The sequence below is a fragment of the Pseudoxanthomonas sp. z9 genome, from assembly GCF_006542425.1.
GTDB lineage: Bacteria > Pseudomonadota > Gammaproteobacteria > Xanthomonadales > Xanthomonadaceae > Pseudoxanthomonas_A.
Genome location: NZ_VFID01000004.1, coordinates 155,369 through 175,179, shown reverse-complemented (window position 1 = coordinate 175,179; position 19,811 = coordinate 155,369). Strand labels below are relative to the sequence as shown.

Annotated in this window: 17 protein-coding genes; 13 read left to right on the top strand and 4 right to left on the bottom strand. The window is 67.3% G+C overall.

The window, feature by feature from the left end:
* Positions 1-20: 20 nt before the first annotated feature.
* A complete protein-coding gene (gene ccsA, locus FG323_RS05350) occupies positions 21-812 on the bottom strand; it encodes a cytochrome c biogenesis protein CcsA (protein WP_141453478.1) in 792 nt (263 codons plus the stop codon).
* A 123-nt stretch (positions 813-935) separates the two neighbouring features.
* Between ccsA and ffh the strand changes: the two genes are divergently transcribed.
* The 8 genes from ffh to FG323_RS05310 all read left to right on the top strand — a co-directional run bounded on the left by ffh (position 936) and on the right by FG323_RS05310 (position 6,321).
* Positions 936-2,306, top strand: coding sequence for a signal recognition particle protein (gene ffh / locus FG323_RS05345; RefSeq protein WP_141453476.1), 1,371 nt, complete (start codon positions 936-938; stop codon positions 2,304-2,306).
* A 122-nt stretch (positions 2,307-2,428) separates the two neighbouring features.
* Positions 2,429-3,226: an aminotransferase class IV family protein gene (locus tag FG323_RS05340; RefSeq protein WP_141453474.1), complete on the top strand. Its 798-nt coding sequence runs from the start codon at positions 2,429-2,431 to the stop codon at positions 3,224-3,226.
* 85 nt (positions 3,227-3,311) lie between these two features.
* Complete coding sequence (rpsP, locus tag FG323_RS05335; protein WP_141453473.1) at positions 3,312-3,563, top strand: 30S ribosomal protein S16; 252 nt, start codon at positions 3,312-3,314, stop codon at positions 3,561-3,563.
* A gap of 37 nt (positions 3,564-3,600) precedes the next feature.
* Positions 3,601-4,128 (top strand): ribosome maturation factor RimM, encoded by a 528-nt coding sequence (gene rimM / locus FG323_RS05330; protein ID WP_141453472.1) that lies wholly within the window; start codon positions 3,601-3,603, stop codon positions 4,126-4,128.
* Positions 4,129-4,198: 70 nt separating this feature from the next.
* Positions 4,199-4,957, top strand: a complete 759-nt coding sequence (trmD, locus tag FG323_RS05325; protein ID WP_141453469.1) for a tRNA (guanosine(37)-N1)-methyltransferase TrmD — start codon at positions 4,199-4,201, stop codon at positions 4,955-4,957.
* A 146-nt stretch (positions 4,958-5,103) separates the two neighbouring features.
* The gene (gene rplS, locus FG323_RS05320; RefSeq protein WP_141453468.1) at positions 5,104-5,508 is read left to right on the top strand and encodes a 50S ribosomal protein L19; all 405 of its coding nucleotides are present in this window, start codon (positions 5,104-5,106) and stop codon (positions 5,506-5,508) included.
* 194 nt (positions 5,509-5,702) lie between these two features.
* Positions 5,703-5,906 carry a hypothetical protein gene (locus FG323_RS05315; RefSeq protein ID WP_141453466.1) on the top strand — a complete coding sequence of 68 codons (204 nt, stop codon included), beginning with the start codon at positions 5,703-5,705 and terminating at the stop codon, positions 5,904-5,906.
* Between the two features lie 4 nt (positions 5,907-5,910).
* A complete protein-coding gene (locus tag FG323_RS05310) occupies positions 5,911-6,321 on the top strand; it encodes a S4 domain-containing protein (RefSeq protein WP_141453464.1) in 411 nt (136 codons plus the stop codon).
* Between the two features lie 71 nt (positions 6,322-6,392).
* Here the strand turns inward: FG323_RS05310 and FG323_RS05305 are convergent, their stop codons facing one another.
* The 3 genes from FG323_RS05305 to mutS form a co-directional block, all read right to left on the bottom strand.
* Complete coding sequence (locus FG323_RS05305; protein WP_141453462.1) at positions 6,393-7,004, bottom strand: DUF937 domain-containing protein; 612 nt, start codon at positions 7,002-7,004, stop codon at positions 6,393-6,395.
* A gap of 179 nt (positions 7,005-7,183) precedes the next feature.
* On the bottom strand, positions 7,184-9,370 hold the full coding sequence (gene katG / locus FG323_RS05300) for a catalase/peroxidase HPI (RefSeq protein ID WP_141453461.1): 2,187 nt from the start codon (positions 9,368-9,370) through the stop codon (positions 7,184-7,186).
* A gap of 426 nt (positions 9,371-9,796) precedes the next feature.
* Positions 9,797-12,427 carry a DNA mismatch repair protein MutS gene (mutS, locus tag FG323_RS05295; RefSeq protein WP_181444094.1) on the bottom strand — a complete coding sequence of 877 codons (2,631 nt, stop codon included), beginning with the start codon at positions 12,425-12,427 and terminating at the stop codon, positions 9,797-9,799.
* Between the two features lie 491 nt (positions 12,428-12,918).
* Here mutS and FG323_RS05290 point away from each other — a divergent pair, with 491 nt between their 5' ends.
* The 5 genes from FG323_RS05290 (at position 12,919) to recA (ending at position 19,797) form a co-directional block, all read left to right on the top strand.
* Positions 12,919-15,507, top strand: coding sequence for a TonB-dependent receptor (locus tag FG323_RS05290; protein WP_141453459.1), 2,589 nt, complete (start codon positions 12,919-12,921; stop codon positions 15,505-15,507).
* A 125-nt stretch (positions 15,508-15,632) separates the two neighbouring features.
* The gene (locus FG323_RS05285) at positions 15,633-16,136 is read left to right on the top strand and encodes a CinA family protein (protein WP_181444093.1); all 504 of its coding nucleotides are present in this window, start codon (positions 15,633-15,635) and stop codon (positions 16,134-16,136) included.
* 33 nt (positions 16,137-16,169) lie between these two features.
* Positions 16,170-17,852 carry an AarF/UbiB family protein gene (locus FG323_RS05280; protein ID WP_141453457.1) on the top strand — a complete coding sequence of 561 codons (1,683 nt, stop codon included), beginning with the start codon at positions 16,170-16,172 and terminating at the stop codon, positions 17,850-17,852.
* A gap of 97 nt (positions 17,853-17,949) precedes the next feature.
* Positions 17,950-18,591: a transcriptional repressor LexA gene (gene lexA / locus FG323_RS05275; RefSeq protein WP_141453455.1), complete on the top strand. Its 642-nt coding sequence runs from the start codon at positions 17,950-17,952 to the stop codon at positions 18,589-18,591.
* Positions 18,592-18,759: 168 nt separating this feature from the next.
* Positions 18,760-19,797, top strand: a complete 1,038-nt coding sequence (gene recA, locus FG323_RS05270; protein WP_141453454.1) for a recombinase RecA — start codon at positions 18,760-18,762, stop codon at positions 19,795-19,797.
* The last annotated feature ends 14 nt before the right edge of the window (positions 19,798-19,811 follow it).

Here is a 19,811-nt window from a genome sequence, read left to right as displayed (position 1 = left end):
GCAGCGCCGCCGTTCCGGGCTCAGGCGCGGTGCAGCACCTGTTCCAGCACGTACTTGCTGCCGAAGAACGCCAGCAGCAGCAGTGCCATCGCGAACAGGGTCCAGCCGGCGGCCTTGCTGCCGCGCCAGCCGTAGCGCCAGCGGCCGACCAGCAGCGCGCCGAAAGCCAGCCACGACAGCACGCTGAGCACGGTCTTGTGGACCAGGTGCTGGGCCAGCAGGTTCTCCACGAACAGCACGCCGGTCAGCAGGGTGGCGGTGAGCAGGGCGAAACCGACCGCGATCGTCCGGAACAGCAGATCCTCCAGTTCGGTCAGCGGCGGCAGGGCGCGCAACCAAGCATGGAACTGGCGTCGCCGCAGCGCGCGTTCCTGCACCAGCAGCATGATCGCCAGCAGTGCCGCGACCGCCAGCGTGGCGTAGGCCAGCAGGGCCAGCCAGGCGTGCAATTGCAGGCGCCAGTCCAGGCCCGGAGAAGGTGCGTGCCCGAACTCGTGATAGGCCAGCAGCAGCACCGCCGCCAGCGGGAAGGCGACCACGCCCAGCGTCGCCATCCGCCCGCGCGCGCCGGCCAGCGCGGTCAGCGCGGCCATGCCCAGGCTGACCAGCGACAGCGCCGAATAGAAATGCATGTCCGGTCCGCCGGCGGTGCGCCAGGCCACCAGCAGGTGGTAGCCGCCATGCAGGATTACCGCGATCAGCGCCGGCCACAGCCAGCCCCGCCGCACGTCCAGCGCCGATTGCGCGGCCGCGCGGACCAGCAGGGCGGTGGCGGTCAGGTAGCCGAGGATGGCGATGAGAACGATTGTCATCGGCGAAGTGTCGCATAGGGCCGGAACCGGGAACAGCGCGAGGGCGCGGGAAAGCCGCGCGCCGGGACCTTCCGCCCCGCCGGGCTATAATCCGCCTCCGTTTTTCCCAGGTTCCCGCTCCCCATGTTCGAATCCCTCACCCAGCGTCTTTCCGGCACCATCGAGCGGCTGCGCGGCCGTGGCCGCCTGAGCGAGGAGAACATCCGCGAGGCCACCCGCGAGGTCCGCATCGCCCTGCTGGAAGCCGACGTGGCGTTGCCGGTGGTGCAGGCGCTGATCGAGCGCATCAAGGTGCGCGCGGTCGGCCAGGAAGTGCTCAAGTCGCTGACCCCGGGCCAGGCGCTGATCAAGATCGTCCGCGACGAGCTGACCGCGGTGATGGGATCCCAGGCCGCCGATCTGAACCTCAACGTGCCGGCGCCGGCGGTCATCCTGATGGCCGGCCTGCAGGGCGCGGGCAAGACCACCACCGTGGGCAAGCTTGCCAAGCACCTGAAGGAACGTCGCAAGAAGAAGGTGATGGTGGTCAGCGCCGACGTGTACCGTCCGGCCGCGATCGAGCAGCTCAAGACCCTGGCCGAGCAGGTGGACGTGCTGTTCTTCCCGTCCGAGGCCTCGCAGAAGCCGGAAGCCATCGTGCGTGCCGCCATCGACGACGCGCGCAAGTCGTTCGTCGACGTGTTGCTGGTCGACACCGCCGGCCGCCTGGCGATCGACGAAGCGATGATGACCGAGATCAAGGCGCTGCACGCGGCGGTCAAGCCGGTGGAAACGCTGTTCGTGGTCGACGCGATGACCGGCCAGGACGCGGCCAACACCGCCAAGGCCTTCAGCGAGGCGCTGCCGCTGACCGGCGTGGTGCTGACCAAGACCGACGGCGACGCGCGCGGCGGCGCCGCGCTGTCGGTGCGCTACATCACCGGCAAGCCGATCAAGTTCATCGGCGTGGGCGAGAAGCCCGACGGCCTGGACGTGTTCCACCCCGAGCGTGTCGCCAACCGTATCCTCGACATGGGCGACGTGCTGTCGCTGGTGGAGCAGGTCGAGCAGAACGTCGACCGCGAGAAGGCCGAGAAACTCGCCGCCAAGGTCGCCAAGGGCAAGAAGTTCGACCTCAACGACATGCGTGATCAGCTGGAGCAGATGCAGAACATGGGTGGCATCAGCGGCCTGCTCGACAAGCTGCCGGGCATGGGCCAGATCCCCGACCACGTGAAGCAGCAGGTCAGCCAGGGCAAGGAAGTACCGCGGATGATCGCGATCATCGGCTCGATGACCAAGAAGGAACGCCGCAATCCGGCGCTGCTCAACGGCTCGCGCCGCGCCCGCATCGCGCGCGGTTCCGGCACCACGCCGGCCGACGTCAACAAGCTGATGAAGCAGTACCAGCAGATGGAAAAGATGATGAGCAAGATGGCCGGCGGCGGCATGAAGGGCCTGATGCGCGGCATGAAGGGCATGATGGGCGCGCGCGGCGGCCTGCCGTTCCGCTAGTCCTGGTGGCTCATCCTGTGGGAGCGACGTCAGTCGCGAAATCCCGGATGTTCCAACGCCGTCGAATCGCGACTGACGTCGCTCCCACAATGGTGTTCGACAACAACGGCTGAGACGGAACCATGTCCATCGCCCTGCTCAACGGACAGCCCGCCGACGCCGATGCATTGCGCGCGCTGGCGGTGGTCAATTACGGCCACTTCACCGCGATGCAGGTGCGCGATCGGGCGGTGCAGGGACTGGATTTCCACGTCGCGCGATTGCAGCGCGCCACCCGTGAACTGTTCGGCACCGAGTTGCCGCGCGGGCGCGTCGTCGCCGAACTGGTCGCCGCGCTGCGGGCCGGTCCCGCCGACGTCTCGCTGCGCTTCACCGTGTTCGCGCGCGGATTCGACTACCGCCAGCCGTTGCGGCCGGTGGAGCCGGACGTGTTGATCACGCTCGGCCCGGCCGCTCCGGCTGACAAGCCGCCGTTGCGGGTGAAATCGTATCCATTCGAGCGGTCGCAGCCGCACCTGAAGCATGTCGGGACTTTCCCGCTGTTCCACTACCGGCGGCAGGCACTGCTGGACGGATTCGACGACGCGCTGTTCGTCACCCCGGATGGACACGTCAGCGAGGGCTCGATCTGGAACATCGGGTTCTGGGACGGCCAGGCCGTGATCTGGCCGCTGGCCCCCGCCTTGCGGGGAACCTGCGAGCAACTGCTGCAGGCCGGCCTGGCCAGACAGGGGGTTGCCCAGGAAACCCGCCCGGTGGCGCTGGCCGAGGCCGGTGGCTTCCGGGCGGCCTTCGCCGCCAATGCCAGCGGCATCCAGCCCCTTCTGGGCATCGACGGGGTCGAATACGCCCCGGACGCGGGCCTGATGGATCGGCTCGGGGCGGCGCTGGCCGGCATGCCCTGGGAAAACCCGGCCTGAGGGGCGGTTTCCTTCCGCCGTTCAATGGCTTAGAATAGCCGGCTTACCTCGCCATCCTGGCGACTGGGCAACACTGGAAATAGCAATGGTCAAGATCCGCCTTACCCGTGGCGGCGCCAAGAAGCGCCCCTTCTACCACATCATCGTCACCGACTCGCGCAGCGCCCGCGACGGCCGCAACATCGAGCGCGTCGGTTACTACAACCCGGTTGCTTCGGGTAACGAAAAGCGCATCGAACTCGATGTCGCCCGCGTGGATCATTGGGTGGGCCACGGTGCCCAGCTGACCGAAAAGGTCCGCAACCTGTACAAGGAAGCCACCAAGGCTTCGGCCTGATCCCTCCGGCCGCGCCCCGGCGCGGCCATGCTGACGCATGGATAACGAGCGCCCGCCGCGTCCCGGCAAGATCATCCTGCTGGGCCGCTTCGCGGGCGCTTTTGGCGTTCGCGGACAGGTCAAGCTGGAATCCTGGACCGAACCGCGCGATGCCATTTTCCGCTACCAGCCCTGGATCCTCCGCGAGGGCTCCGGCGCCGAGCGCGAGCTGTCGGGCGTGCGTGGCAAGGCTTCCGGCAAGCACCTGATCGCGAATGTCCCGGACATCGCCGATCGCGATGCGGCCGACGCCCTCCGGGGCATCGAAATCCTGGTCCCGCGCGACGCACTGCCGCCACCGCAACCCGGCGAGTTCTATTGGGTGGACCTGGAAGGCCTGCGCGTGGTGACGCACGACGGCGTGGACTTCGGCACCGTTTCGCATCTGTTCTCCACCGGCGCCAACGACGTGCTGGTGGTGCGGGGCGAGCGGGAGCGGCTGATTCCCTTCATCGAACCCGACGTCGTCCAATCCGTCGACTTCGATGCCCAGCGCATCACGGTCGACTGGGATCCCGAGTTCTGATCGCTGGAGCCGGCATCGGGGCTGGGCAATACTCCTTTCCCGATTCACGTGTTTCCCCTCCGGGCTTTCCATGCGCATCGACGTCCTGACCCTGTTTCCCGAGTTCATCGCCCAGGCCGCGGCGGTGGGCGTGGTCGGGCGCGCGCAGGAACGCGGATTGCTGACCCTGCAGGGCTGGAATCCGCGCGACTACGCCGAGGGCGGCTACCGGCGGGTCGACGACCGTCCGTTCGGCGGCGGCCCAGGCATGGTGATGATGATCGAGCCCCTGCGTGCCTGCCTGGCCGCGGCCCGTGCCGCGGATCCCGCGCCGGCGCCGGTCATCTATCTGAGCCCGCAGGGCCGGCCGCTGACCCAGCGCAAGGTCCGCGAACTGGCGGCCCGGCCGCGCCTGATCCTGCTGTGCGGCCGCTACGAGGGCGTGGACGAACGCCTGCTGGACGCCGAGGTGGACGAGGAAATCTCGATCGGCGACTACGTGCTGTCCGGTGGCGAACTGGCTGCGGCGGTGGTGGTGGACGCGGTGGCCCGGTTGCAGGACGGGGCGCTCGGCGATGCTGAATCGGCCGTTCAGGACAGTTTCGAGAACGACGGCCTGCTGGACTGCCCGCACTACACCCATCCGGCCCAGCACCCCGACCTGGGCGACGTGCCGGAGGTGCTGCGTTCCGGCAACCACGCCGGCATCGCCCGCTGGCGGCGCCAGCAGTCGCTGGGCCGGACCTGGCTGCGGCGGCCGGACCTGCTGGACGAATCCAGTCTGTCCAAGGCCGACCGGGCCCTGCTGGCCGCGTTCCGGGCCGCCCGGGAGGGGCAGGACGAAAGCTAGCCAGGTCCAAGAAAAATCAGTAAGATGGCGGGCTTCCAGCGCCTGACCGGCCCGGAACCCCATAACAATATCGTGCAGCGCAATCCGGCGACTGCATCAGTCATTGCTGTCGAACGACACACCCACGCATACAGAACGGTGCCACCATGAGCAGTCTCAACAAGTCCATCATCGCGGAATTCGAAGCCGCCCAGATCCAGCGTGAGCTGCCCGCTTTCGGTCCCGGCGACACCGTCGTCGTGAACGTGAAGGTGAAGGAAGGCAACCGCGAGCGCGTGCAGGCGTACGAAGGCGTGGTCATCGCCAAGAAGAACGCCGGCCTGAACTCGGCTTTCACCGTGCGCAAGATTTCGCATGGCTACGGCGTCGAGCGCGTGTTCCAGACCCACAGCGCCTCCATCGACTCGGTCGAAGTGAAGCGCCGCGGCAAGGTCCGTTCGGGCAAGCTGTACTACCTGCGCGATCTGGAAGGCAAGGCCGCCCGCATCAAGGAAGACCTGGCCGCCAACGCCGCCGCCAAGAAGGCGCGCCTGGCCGCCGCTGCCGAGTAATCCACTCGCAGGCGCCATCGCTGGACGGCCACCTTCGGGTGGCCGTTCGCGTTTCTGGCGTCTGCATTGGCGCCGATGCAGACTGTCTTTCATTCGTGGCACGGCGGAGCGTGACGATGATGGGTTTTCACGGTGGGCGATGGAATGCGGTTGTACTGTCGTGCGTGTTGACCGGCTGCGCCGGCGGCGATGCGATGAGCCTGGATACCCGATCGGATCTGCCGTTCCCCTGGTGCGCCGACGAGTTGCGTGCCGCCGCCCAGCAGCCCATGCCGGACAAGGCCACGCCGGAGCAGCGGCAAGCCGTGCGCGACTACCATGTTTCCAAGGCGTGCCAGCAGGCCGACCAACACAGCGTCACCGTTCCCTTGAGCCATCCATTGCCACGCAAACCCTGATCCGATGAGTTCCGATTCACCTGTCGCCGCGCCCGGCGTTCGCCTCGACATCTGGCTGTGGGCCGCGCGTTTCTACAAGACCCGCAGCCTGGCCAAGCAGGCGGTGGAAACCGGAAAGGTGGACGTCGCGGGGCAGCGCGCCAAGCCCTCGCGCATCGTGCGCGTGGGCGATGAGCTCAAGGTCGTGCGCGGCGAGGACACCTACGGCATCCGCGTCGAGGGATTGAGCGAGCAGCGCGGCTCCGCACCCGTGGCACAGGCGCTGTATCGAGAAAGCGATGAATCACGGCAGCGCCGCGAGGCCGCCGCCGCCACGCGGCGCGCCGAACGCACCGGCTATCAGGCACCGTTGTCGAAACCGGACAAGCGCGCACGCCGCCTGATCCGCGCGCTGGGCGACATCGACGCGATGTAAACGCATGGGGCGGAGCTTGCTCCGCCGGGGCCTTTGAGCAAAAAGCAGCCGGGCAAGCCCGACTCTACGGGTCAGCGGCCGCCGCCGAGGAAGCCACTGCCGACCTTCAGCAGATCGCCCAGGCCCAGTTGGCCGTCGCCATCCTGATCCAGCACGGCGCCGAGCAGGCCGCCGCCCAGTCCGCCCTGCTGGCGGATCTGCTGCTGCTCCTGGCCGAGTACCTGGCTGAGCGCGCCGGGCGAACCCTGGCCGCCCTGGCTCATGCGCTGGGCAAGGAAGGCCAGCACGATGGGGGCGAGGATCTTGAGCAACTGCCCGGCGCGGTTGCTGTCCAGGCCCGTCGCCTGGCCCAGGCCCGCCTCGGCGCGCGGCTGGTTGCCGCCGAAGATGTGGCCGAGGATGCCGGCGCCGTTGGCTTCCGGGGTGGAGGCGCCGCCCAGGACCGAGCCCAGCACGCTGCCGATATCCAGGCCGCTGTGGTTGCGCTGGAGCGCGCCGAACAACGCTTCGGCACCCTGCGGCTGCTCGGCATTGCGGCCCAGCGCGCCCATCAGCAGCGGCAGCGCCGCGCCGACCGCGCCGGAGGCCTCGGCCTGGCCGATGCCCAGTTGCTGGGAGACCTGCTGCAAGGGCGCGCCCTGGAGCTGGGCGAAGAGTTCTTGCGCGAGTGACTGGTTGCTCATGACGGCCGTCCTCCTGGACGCGGGTTGGAACCGCCGATGCTAGCGCCAAACTGTGACGCCGGTGGTTAACCCGGGGAGAAGATGGGACATCCCGGCAAGAAACAGCCCGCCCCGGCGGAAAAGCCGGGGCGGGCGGGACGCGGGACGCAGGCCAGTACCGGCACCGGCCGGGTTGGGACTCAACGCAAATCGAAGCGATCCAGTTCCATCACCTTGGCCCAGGCGGCGACGAAATCACGGACGAACTTCTCCTTCGCGTCCGCGCTGGCATAGACCTCGGCCAAGGCGCGCAACTGGGAATGCGAACCGAAGATCAGATCCACGCGGGTGCCGGTCCACTTGCGCTCACCGGTCTTGCGATCGAGTGCCTCGAACACCGCCTCGTTGTCCGAGGTGGCCTTCCACTCGGTGCGCATGTCCAGCAGGTTGACGAAGAAATCGTTGCTCAGCACGCCCGGGCGGTCGGTGAACACGCCGTGCCTGGTCTGCCCGACGTTGCCGCCGAGCACGCGCAGGCCACCGACCAGCGCGGTCATCTCCGGCGCGGTCAGGGTCAGCAGCTGCGCCTTGTCGATCAGCAGGGTTTCGGCCGGCACGCTGTACTTGCCCTTCAGGTAATTGCGGAAGCCGTCCGCGGCCGGCTCCAGCACCGCGAACGACGCCACGTCGGTCTGTTCCTGCGAGGCATCGGTGCGTCCCGGCGAGAACGGCACCGCGACGGGATGACCGGCCTTCTTCGCGGCGTCCTCGACCGCCGCCGCGCCGCCCAGCACGATCAGATCCGCGAGCGAGACCTTCTTGCCGCCGGATTGCGCGCCATTGAAGCCCGCCTGGATGCCTTCCAGCACCTTGATCACCTTCGCCAGTTGCGCGGGCTCGTTGACCTCCCAGTCCTTCTGCGGCGCCAGCCGGATGCGCGCGCCGTTGGCGCCACCACGCTTGTCGGAACCGCGGAAGGTGGATGCCGAGGCCCACGCGGTCGACACCAACTCGCCCGTCGACAGGCCGGATTCAAGAATCTTCTTCTTCAGCGCGGCGATGTCCGCTTCATCGATCAGCGAATGATCAACGGCGGGAACCGGGTCCTGCCAGATCAGCTCCTCGTTCGGCACTTCCGGGCCGAGATAACGCGCGCGCGGCCCCATGTCGCGATGGGTCAGCTTGAACCAGGCGCGGGCGAACGCATCGGCGAACTGATCCGGATGCTCCATGAAGCGCCGCGAGATCTTCTCGTACGCCGGATCGAAGCGCAGCGACAGATCGGTGGTCAGCATGTTCGGCGCGCGCCGTTTGGTGCCGTCATGGGCGTCGGGCACGGTGTCGGCGCCGGCGTTGTTCTTCGGTTTCCACTGGTGCGCGCCAGCCGGGCTCTTGGTCAGTTCCCATTCGAAACCGAACAGGTGCTTGAAGAAATCCTGGCTCCACTGCGTCGGCTTCGTCGTCCAGGTGACTTCCAGCCCGCTGGTGATCGCATCACCGGCAATGCCGGTGCCGTGGGTGCTGCGCCAGCCCAGGCCCTGGGCGACGATGTCGTCGGCTTCCGGATCCGCGCCGACATGCGAAGCTTCGCCCGCGCCGTGGGTCTTGCCGAAGGTATGGCCGCCGGCGATCAGGGCAACGGTTTCCTCGTCGTCCATCGCCATGCGGGCGAAGGTCTCGCGGATGTCGCGCGCGGCGGCGACCGGGTCCGGATTGCCGTTGGGACCTTCCGGATTCACGTAGATCAGGCCCATCTGCACGGCGGCCAGCGGGTTCTCCAGGTCTCGCTCGCCGGAGTAGCGCTTGTCGCCACCCAGCCACGCGGTTTCCGAACCCCAGTACACGTCCAGATCCGGTTCCCACACGTCCTCGCGGCCACCGGCGAAACCGAAGGTCTTGAAGCCCATCGTCTCCAGCGCGACGTTGCCGGTGAGGATCATCAGATCGGCCCAGGAAATCCGGTTGCCGTATTTCTGCTTGATCGGCCACAGGAGTCGGCGCGCCTTGTCCAGGCTGACGTTGTCCGGCCAACTGTTGAGCGGCGCATAGCGCTGCTGTCCGCGACCACCGCCGCCACGGCCATCACCGATGCGGTAGGTGCCGGCGCTGTGCCAGGCCATGCGGATGAACAAGGGACCATAGTGGCCGAAATCCGCCGGCCACCACGGCTGCGAGTCGGTCATCAGATCGGCCAGATCCTTTTTCAGCGCTTCGTAATCCAGGCTTTTGAACGCCTCGGCGTAGTTGAAGTCCTTGTCCATCGGATCGGACTTGGACGAATGCTGGTGCAGCAGATCCACGCGCAGTTGCTTCGGCCACCAGTCGCGATTGGTGGTGCCGCCGCCGACGGAATGATTGAACGGACATTTGGCGGTTTCGAGATTCATGGTCGTGCTCCTGGGCAGCGGTCCTGGGAAAGGCGGGAGGGGAAAGCGGTGCGCGGTTCCTCACGGAAACCGGATGGCGGGGAAATCGGTGGAAGCTCACGCGGCAATGGCGGATAGCGGATGCGCGGTATCGGCGGCGCTATCGTCGTCGTGGTGTTTGCGGGCGGGATGGATGCAGAACGCTCGGGGACGTGTTCATGGCTGACGATCTCGTTGGCGATGAAAAGGACACGGCCAGACTAGGCAGGCTCTGCGATTAAGCAAAATCGTTTTTGGCGAACAATCCGATAGCGCCGCTCAATGGTGCGGCGCGCAAGCACAGCGACCTGGACCGCGTCACGATACCCGGGCGGTGTTACGCGGATGTTTGTGGGGGGCAGGGCGAAGCCCGCCGCGGCGCGAGGAGCGTGCGGCAGGCTGTCCGGCTCAGAGCAGATGCTTGAGCCGGTACAGCGCTTCCAATGCCTGCTTGGGCGTCAGCTCATCGGGATCCAGCGCCGCCAGCGCTTCCACGGCGGCGGAGGGAACGGGCGCGAACAGGCCGATCTGCTGCGGGGCATCGAGCGCCTGCGGGGCCATCGCCGACGCATGGCTTTCGCGGCCGCGCGCCTCCAGTTCGGCCAGCCGCCGACGCGCCTGGGCGACGGTGGAGCGTGGCAGGCCGGCGAGCGCGGCGACCTGCAGGCCGAAGCTGCGATTGGCGGGACCATCCTTCACCGCGTGCATGAACACCAGGGTGTCGCCGCGTTCGCGGTCGTGGTGTTCCACCGCGTCGAGGTGGACGTTGGCGATGCCGCTTTCGCCACCTTCGACGGGACCGTCCGCCAGCGCGGTGAGTTCGAAATAGTGGGTGGCGAACAGGGTGTAGCAGCGGTTCTGGCCGGCCAGGTGGCGGGCGACCGCGTCGGCCAGCGCCAGGCCGTCGTAGGTGGAGGTGCCGCGGCCGATTTCGTCCATCAGCACCAGCGATTGCGCGGTGGCGTGGTGGAGGATGTAGCTGGTCTCGGCCATCTCGACCATGAAGGTCGACTGCCCGCGCGCCAGATCGTCGCCGGCGCCGATGCGGGTGAGGATGCGATCGATCGGACCGATGTCCGCGCGCGTCGCCGGCACGAAGCTGCCGATGTGGGCGAGCAGCACGATCAGCGCGTTCTGGCGCATGTAGGTCGATTTGCCGCCCATGTTGGGTCCGGTGATGATCAGCATCCGGCGCTGTTCGTCCAGATGCAGGTCGTTGGGCTCGAACGGTTCGGCGCGCACCGCTTCCACCACCGGGTGGCGCCCGCGATCGATGCGCAGGCCGGCGTCGGCGGTGAGGGTGGGGCGGGACCAGTCCAGCGCCTGCGCACGTTCGGCGAAGCCGGCCAACACGTCCAGTTCGCTCAGCGCCGCGGCGCAGCGCTTGAGCGGCTCCAGATCCTGGTTGAGCGTATCCAGCAGGCCTTCGTACAGGGCCTTCTCGCGGGTGAGCGAGCGGTCCCGCGCCGACAGCACCTTGTCCTCGAAGCTCTTCAGCTCCTCGGTGATGTAGCGTTCGGCGTTGGTCAGGGTCTGCCGGCGGGTGTAATGGACCGGCGCGCGATCGGCCTGACCCTTGCTGATTTCGATGTAATAGCCGTGCACCCGGTTGTAGCCGACCTTCAGGGTGGCGATGCCGCTGCGTTCGCGCTCGCGTGCTTCCAGATCCACCAGGAATTGATCGGCGTGGGTACTCAGCCGGCGCAGTTCGTCGAGGTCGGCATCGAACCCGTCGGCGATGACGCCGCCGTCGACCAGCTTGAGCGCCGGATGCGGTGCGATCGCGCGCGCCAGCAGCGCTGCGACGTCGGCGTGCTCGCCCAGCTCCGCCGCCAGTTCGGCCAGGCGCGGAGAACCCGCGAGCGTGGTGGAGGAAACCGTCGCGCCGGCCAGCGCCTGGCGGATGTCCGGTAGCAGCGCCAATGCGTCGCGCAGGGTGGACAGGTCGCGCGGGCGCGCCGAGCGCAGGGCCACGCGGGTCAGGATGCGCTCCATGTCGCCGAGGGCGCGGAAGCGTTCGCGCAGGCTGGTGTCCAGCCCGCTCCCGATCAGGCTTTCGACCGCCTGGTGGCGTTCGCCCAGCGTCCGGTGATCGCGCAGCGGGCGGTGCAGCCAGCGGCGCAGCAAACGGCCGCCCATCGGGGTGATGGTGCTGTCGAGTACGCCGAGCAGGGTGTTGGCGGTGTCGCCATCGACGCGGGTGTCCAGTTCCAGGTGGCGGCGGGTGGCGGCGTTCATGGCGATCGCGTCGCCGGCCGATTCGGTGCTGATCGCGCCCAGATGGGTCAGCCGCTGCTTCTGGGTTTCCTCGACATAGCCGAGCAGGGCCGCGGCCGCGCCGGTCGCCAGCGGCATGCGTTCGATGCCGAAGCCGTTGAGATCGCGCACCTGGAAGAACTGCAGCAGCTGCCGGCGCCCGTTCTCCGGATCGAACAGCCAGGGCGCCCGCCGGCGCAGACCGTGCCGGCCGCGCAGGAACTCCGGCCAGCCGTCCGCATCGGCCAGCAGGATTTCCGCCGGTTCCAGCCGTGAAAGCTCGGCTTCCAGCCCGTCCTCGCCGTCGACCTCGTTGACCACGAAGCGGCCGCCGGCCAGATCCGCCCAGGCCAGGCCGTAGCCCGTACGGCCGCGGGCGATCGCCATCAGCAGGGTGTCGCGGCGCTCGTTGAGCAGGGCTTCGTCGGTGACCGTGCCGGGCGTGACCACCCGCACGACCTTGCGTTCGACCAGTCCCTTGGCCAGGGCGGGGTCGCCGATCTGCTCGCAGATCGCCACCGACTCGCCCAGCGCCACCAGCCGGGCCAGGTAGCTCTCGTAGGCGTGGTGCGGCACGCCGGCCATCGGGATGGGCGCGCCGGCCGAGTTGCCGCGCTGGGTCAGGGTGATGTCCAGCAGCCGAGCGGCCTTGCGGGCATCGTCGTAGAACAGTTCGTAGAAATCCCCCATCCGGAAGAACAGCAGCAGATCCGGGTACTCCGCCTTGGCGGCGAAGAACTGCTTCATCAGGGGCGTGTGTTCCTGCGACTTGTCCTGCTTCATGTGACCTTCTGGAAAACATCCGGCGCGCCGGGGCGCCCGTCCGGCATCGGCGGAAAGGCCATGCAGCCGGGGGAAAGAACGCAAGTTTAGGGGATTGCCGCTGGACCGAGGAGAGCGGCACGCCGCCGCTGCCGACGATGGTCAGCATCCGCGGCCAGCGGATTGCCGCGCACGCCGCCATGCGGTCGTTCCCCATCGCATCGCCGAGGTATGGCCAGCCGCGCTCGATGGCGTGGAAGGAACGTGTCGGGCCCCGGTCCACGCCATCGCGCGAGTAACCGTTTTTCCGCACGAGCGTGCTTATTTTCCCGTGCAAAGTGCGCTTTCTGCGTATGGGTGCGCTGCAAAATGCTTCGTCGCGCCGAGGAGTGCTAGCTTCCCTCGCACAGGGGGCGCGCCGCGAGCGCGCAAGTGAAATCAGCAGTCGCAAGGCAGGTCCGCATATCGCAGTCGATTGATCACATCCGACATGACCCGGGGGAGGGGAACACATGGTCGTCGCCAAACCGCAGCACCGCGCACTCGCGCTCGCCGTTTTCGCCGCACTGTCCGCCAATCTGCACGCGCAGGAGACCACACCAGCCCAGACCAGACCCGACGAGGAGGCGACCACGCTCGCGACCATGACGGTCACTGCGCAGAAGCGCGAAGAGGCGATGCAGGATGTCCCCATCATGCTGACCGCGCTGCCGGAGCAACTGCTGCAGGACGCCGGTGTGTCCGACATCAAGGACGTGCAGTTGCTGGTGCCGGGCCTGCATGTCAGCTCGACCACCAACGAATCGCAGACCACCGCGCGCATCCGTGGCGTCGGCACCAACGGCGACAACGCCGGCCTGGAGTCGGCGGTGGGCGTGGTGATCGATGGCGTCTACCGGCCGCGCACCGGCGTAGGCTTCGGCGATCTGGGCGAACTGGAACGCATCGAGGTGCTGAAGGGACCGCAGGGCACCGTGTTCGGCAAGAACACCTCCGCCGGCGTGATCAACGTCATCACCCGTCGCCCCAGCTACACCCAGAGCGCGGAGGGCGAACTGACCTTCGGCAACTACGGGGAGTTCGGCATCTCCGGCGCCTACAACGACGCCATCAGCGATCATGCCGCCTTTCGCATCTATGCGGCCAAGCGCACCCGCGATGGGGTGACCGACGTGAACACCGGGACCGGACCGCGCACGCAACGCGAGGACAGCGACCGCGACTTCCGCACCCTGCGCGCGCAGTTGCTGTGGGAACCGAACGACGATCTCGACTTCACCTTCATCGCCGATTACACCCGACGCGACGAGAACTGCTGCGTCGGCGTGACCACCGTGCGCGGCCTGACCGCCAACATCCTGGATGCGCTCGCCGGCGGCGCGGGGCGCGCGATCATTCCGGTCGCCGATCCCGAACGGCGCCTGGCCTACAGCAACCGCGGCACCGAGCAGAGCGTGCTGGACAAAGGCTTCTCCACCCAGATCGACTGGAACACGCCCTGGTTCAACGGCGCCACCCTCACCTCGATCACCGCTGCCCGCGACTGGCAGTCGGTCAACGCACTGGACTTCGATTTCAGCGGCGCTGACCTGCTGTACCGGCGCAACAACTTCGATGACTCCTCGACCAAGTTCAAGACCTTCAGCCAGGAACTGCGGCTGACCGGCAGCACCGACAAGCTGGACTGGATGCTGGGCTTCTTCTATTCGGACGAGGATCTGGAGCGCCACGACCAGTACATGATCGGTAGGCACTACGAAGCGTATCTGTCCACCGCGCTGTTGAGCCTGTTCGCCCGCCAGCTCGCTCCGCTGGGCATCACCGTCAACACCGCCAATCCGTTCCTGTTCGCATCGCAGGCCACCGGGCGGGCGTTCGGCAGCGTGTTCCCGGGCGAGAGCGAGGGCGCGCACGATACCTACAACCAGAATGCCAGGACCGCCGCGTTGTTCACCAACAACACCTGGCATGCCACCGACCAGTTGGCGATTACGCTCGGCCTGCGCTACACCCATGAAAAGAAGGAGCTGGATTCGGTCTACACCAACCCGAACGGCAGCCTGGGCTGCGCGACCGCGTTGATGGCTCCGGCGCAGGTCGTGGGCGCGTTGATGGCGCGCGGGATTCCGCAGGCGGTGGCGCAGCAACTGGCGCCGACCGCGATCGGCTACATGTGCCTGCCCTGGGCCAACATCGCCCACAACGGACGCCACACGAAGCAGGATCGGTCCGAAAGCGAGTGGTCCGGCACGCTCAAGTTCGCCTACCGCTGGAACGACCACCTGATGACCTACCTGTCCGGTGCGCGCGGCTACAAGGGCGGCGGCTTCAACCTGGACCGCGTGCAGTCGAATACCGGCCTGTCCAGCGGCACCGCTGGCATCCTGCCGGTCAGGGATACCTCGTTCCCGGGCGAGTTCGTCGACAGTTATGAGCTCGGCGCCAAGTCCACCTGGCTGGATGGCAACCTGCTGCTCAACGGCACCCTGTTCTACCAGGAGTTCACCGACTTCCAGCTCAACAGTTTCCTCGGCACCAGCTATGTGGTGCGTTCGATTCCCAAGGTCACCTCGAAGGGCATCGACGCCGAAGTGCTGTGGCAGACCGGACTGGATGGCCTGATGCTGCAGGCCGGCCTCACCTATGCCGACACGCGTTACGGCGACGAGAAGCCGACGTCGGAATTCGTCGCTCCCGGCGGCACGCTGTACAAGCTGCCGGGAAACCACATCAGCTTCGCGCCGCTGTGGTCGGGTTCGGCGTCGCTGACCTACCAGTGGGACTTCGGCAGCAGCCTGATCGGACGTTTCAATGTCGGCGCCAAGTACATCTCCGAACACAACACCGGTTCGGACATGGACATCGAGAAGATCCAGGAGGGCTACACGCTGGTCAACGCCCGCATCGGGTTCGGCGCGAAGAACAAGCGCTGGATGGTGGAGCTGTGGGGACAGAACCTGACCGACGAGACCTACCAGCAGGTCGGCTTCGACGCCCCGCTGCAGAACTTCTCGCCCACCCCGGGGGATCCGACCAACTCGTTCAACGCATTCCTCGGTGCGCCGCGGACCTACGGCGTGACCCTGCGCGTGACCTACTGAAACACGGCGACTTCGCCGGCGAGACGCATGCACCCGTCCGATTCCGGGCGGGTGCATGCCGATGGCGGGCAGACAGGGACACCGAATTCGGCTAAAACGGAGGCTTCTTCCCCCGGGCTTTGCCGATGTCGACCGTGGCCGCGATTCCCTCCGACGCCGAACTGCGCGAGCAGGCCGAACTGATTGGCGCCCGCCTGCGCGCCGAGCACGATCACCTGGTGACCGCGGAAAGCTGTACCGGCGGCTGGATCGCCAAGACGGTGACCGATATCGCCGGCTCCTCTGACTGGTTCGACAGCGGCATGGTGGCGTACAGCTACGAAGCCAAGCAGGCCTTGCTGGGCGTGCGTCCGCAGACCCTGGAAACCCATGGGGCGGTCAGCCGCGAGACGGTCATCGAGATGGTGTCCGGCGCGCTGGTGAACTCCGGCGCGAGCGTCGCCGTGGCGGTGACGGGCATTGCCGGTCCCGGCGGAGGCAGCGAGGGCAAACCGGTCGGCACGGTCTGGATTGGCTGGAAGCGGCGCGGTGGCTACGCGCGTGCGGAAGTGTTCCAGTTCGACGGCGACCGCGACGCCGTGCGCCGGCAGACCGTGGCCTCCGCACTGCGCGGCCTGGAGCGGTTGTGACAAGGCCGAGGGGCAGGGACGGGCGACGCTGACATGTGGGAAACCTTGGGTGCGGTACGCGATCTGGGGCGGCTGCAGGAAATCGCTTCGGTCCTGATCCGCAACGGCTTCGGCGACATGGTGCGGCGCGTCGGCCTGGCCGGCGCGCTGGAACGGGCCGGCCGGCTGCTGCATTGGCAGCATGCGGAAGAAACCCTGCGGATGGAGCCGCCCGAGCGCCTGCGCCGCGCGCTGGAAACGCTGGGCCCCACCTTCGTCAAGCTCGGCCAGGTCCTGGCCACCCGCATCGACTTGCTGCCGCCGGAATGGATCGCCGAACTGAGCCGGTTGCAGAACGCGGTGCCGGCCTTGCCGTATGACGCCATCCGCCCGCAATTGATCGAAGACCTGGGCGATGCGCCGGAGAACATCTTCGCCCGGCTGGATCCGGAACCTCTCGCGGCCGCGTCGCTGGCGCAGGCGCATCGCGCCTGGCTCGACGACGGCACGGCGGTGGTGCTGAAGGTGCGCCGGCCGGGCATCCGCGAAGTGGTCGAGGCGGATCTGCGGCTGTTGGCACGGCTGGCCGAAATCATCCAGGCGCAGGTTCCCGACCTGCGCCGCTATCACCCGGTGGGCATCGCCCAGCAGTTCGCCGCATCGCTGCGCGCGGAACTGGATTTCGCAAGTGAATGCCGCAACGCCGAGCGCATCGCGTTCAATTTCCGCGACCATCCCGAAGTGCTGATTCCGGCCGTGCACTGGCAATGGACCAGCGAGCGCCTGAGCGTGCAGGACTGGGTGGACGGCATTCCCGGCTGCGATCTGGCGGCCGTCGACGCGGCTGGATTGGACCGTCATGCGCTGGCGAGCACGGGCGCGGCGATCGTGCTGAAGATGGTGCTGGTGGATGGCCTGTTCCATGCCGACCCGCATCCCGGCAACGTGTTCTATCTTCGCGACGGCCGCATCGGCCTGATCGACTTCGGCATGGTCGGCGGAGTATCCGAACAGCGCCGATTCCAGGTCGCGCGCTTGCTCAACGGGCTGGTGGGCGAGGACCCGGAAGCCGTCACCGACATCCTGCTCGACTGGACCGAGGGTGACGCGTCGGTCGACGAAACCCGTCTGCAGGCCGACGTGGGCGTGTTCACCGATCGCTATCGCGGCGTGCCGCTGAAGCAACTGCGGATGGGCGCCATGCTCACCGACGTGGCCGCGTTGTTGCGCCGGCACGGCCTGAGCCTGCCGCCGGATCTGGCGCTGATGATCAAGGCGTTCCTGACGCTGGAAGGCCTGGGCCGGCAACTCGATCCGGAATTCGACATGGCCAGCGAGGCGCGCCCCTACCTGGAACGGGCGATCCTGGATCGCTACTCGCCGAGGGCGGTCGCCCGGCGCGGGCGTCGCAGCCTTTCCGGCGCCCTCGATCTGGTCGGCGACATGCCGCGTGACCTGCGCCGCCTGCTGCAGGCGGCGCGCCGCGGGCGGCTGCGCGGGCAACTGGACATCACTTCGCTGAAAGCCTTCGGCGATCAGCTCAACAGCGCCGCCAACCGGCTGACCATCGGCGTGGTCACCGCCGCCCTCATCATCGGTTCGTCCATCGTCATGAACAGCGTGGGCGGCGGCATCTCCAATCGCTGGCTGATGGCAATGGGCGTGCTGGGCTTCGTGTTCGCGGCAATGACCGGCGTCTGGATCGTGCTGTCGATCTGGCGGAGCGGGCGGAAGTAACCCTTTCGAGGCCGGCGGGCCGGCCAGCCCCGGCGTGCCAAAAGGGAATCAGGCGCAGGCTTGCCAAACCTTGCTGTTAGTAGTAATACTACTAACCATGGACCTGACCGATACCCAGCAAGCCATCCTCGCCCTCATTGCCGAGCGCATCGAGGCCGAAGGCATGCCGCCCTCCCAGACCGAGATTGCCCGGGCTTTCGGGTTCAAGGGCGTGCGGGCGGCGCAGTACCACCTGGAGGCCCTGGAGCAGGCCGGCGCCATCGAGCGGCTGCCCGGCCGGGCGCGCGGCATCCGCCTGCTGAAGGCGCCGGTGCAGCCCCAGCCGGAGCTGGCGTTCCCTTCCGCCAACGATGATGGGCTGCGGATTCCGGTATTGGGGCAGGTAGCGGCGGGCGCGCCGATTGGCGCCGATGCCGGCCACCACGACTACGTCCTGCTGGACCGCGCGTTCTTCGCCCCGGCCCCGGACTACCTGCTGCGGGTCAAGGGCGATTCCATGCGCGACGAGGGCATCTTCGACGGCGACCTGATCGGCGTGCACCGCACCCGTGACGCGCGTTCGGGGCAAATCGTCGTTGCCCGCATCGACGACGAGATCACGGTCAAGCTGCTCAAGGTCGGCAAGGATCGGATTCGCCTGCTGCCGCGCAATCCGGACTATTCGCCCATTGAAGTGCAGCCGGACCAGGATTTCGCCATCGAAGGCCTGTATTGCGGGCTGGTGAGGCCCAATCGGTGAGGAGCCGACGGGTCCATGCGGGTTTGTCCGATGCCTGGGCGCCGGTTTCCCTGATGGCCGGACCACGCCGGTTCCCCTAATTTCAGATTTTCCGGGGCTGTCGCAGCCCGTGCGATCCACCCCCGCTAGCCTTGCATTCAACGAATTGATACTTCCGAGGAACAGATGATGGACGAGAACAAGAAGCGCGCCCTTTCCGTGGCCCTGACCCAGATCGAGCGCCAGTTCGGCAAGGGCTCGGTGATGCGCATGGGCGATCGCGTGATCGAACCGGTGGAAGTCATCCCGACCGGCTCGCTGATGCTGGACATCGCCCTCGGCATCGGCGGCCTGCCCAAGGGTCGCGTGGTGGAAATCTACGGACCGGAATCCTCGGGCAAGACCACCCTGACCCTGCAGGCCATCGCCGAATGCCAGAAGCAGGGCGGCACCGCGGCCTTCATCGATGCCGAGCACGCGCTGGATCCCATCTATGCCGCCAAGCTGGGCGTCAACGTGGACGATCTGCTGGTCTCGCAGCCGGATACCGGCGAACAGGCGCTGGAAATCGCCGACATGCTGGTACGTTCGGGTTCCATCGACATCGTCGTCATCGACTCGGTCGCCGCGCTGACCCCGAAGGCGGAAATCGAGGGCGAGATGGGCGATCAGCTGCCGGGCCTGCAGGCCCGCCTGATGAGCCAGGCCCTGCGCAAGCTGACCGGCAACATCAAGCGCTCCAACACCCTGGTGGTCTTCATCAACCAGTTGCGCATGAAGATCGGCGTGATGATGCCGGGCCAGAGCCCGGAAACGACCACCGGCGGCAACGCGCTGAAGTTCTACGCCTCCGTGCGCCTGGACATCCGCCGCATCGGCGCGATCAAGAAGGGCGACGAGATCATCGGCAACCAGACCAAGATCAAGGTCGTCAAGAACAAGCTGGCGCCCCCGTTCAAGCAGGTCGTCACCGAGATCCTCTATGGCGAGGGCATCAGCCGCGAAGGCGAGCTGATCGACATGGGCGTGGAAGCCAAGCTGGTCGAGAAGGCCGGCGCCTGGTACAGCTACGGCAGCGAACGCATTGGCCAGGGCAAGGACAATTCGCGGACCTTCCTGCGTGAGAACCCGCAGATTGCGGCGAAGCTGGAAGGCGAGCTGCGCGAGAAGTTCCAGCCGGCCGAAGCCTCGCGCAGCGAGGACGACGACGCGGATCAGGATGACTGAGTCGTTCGGCAAGG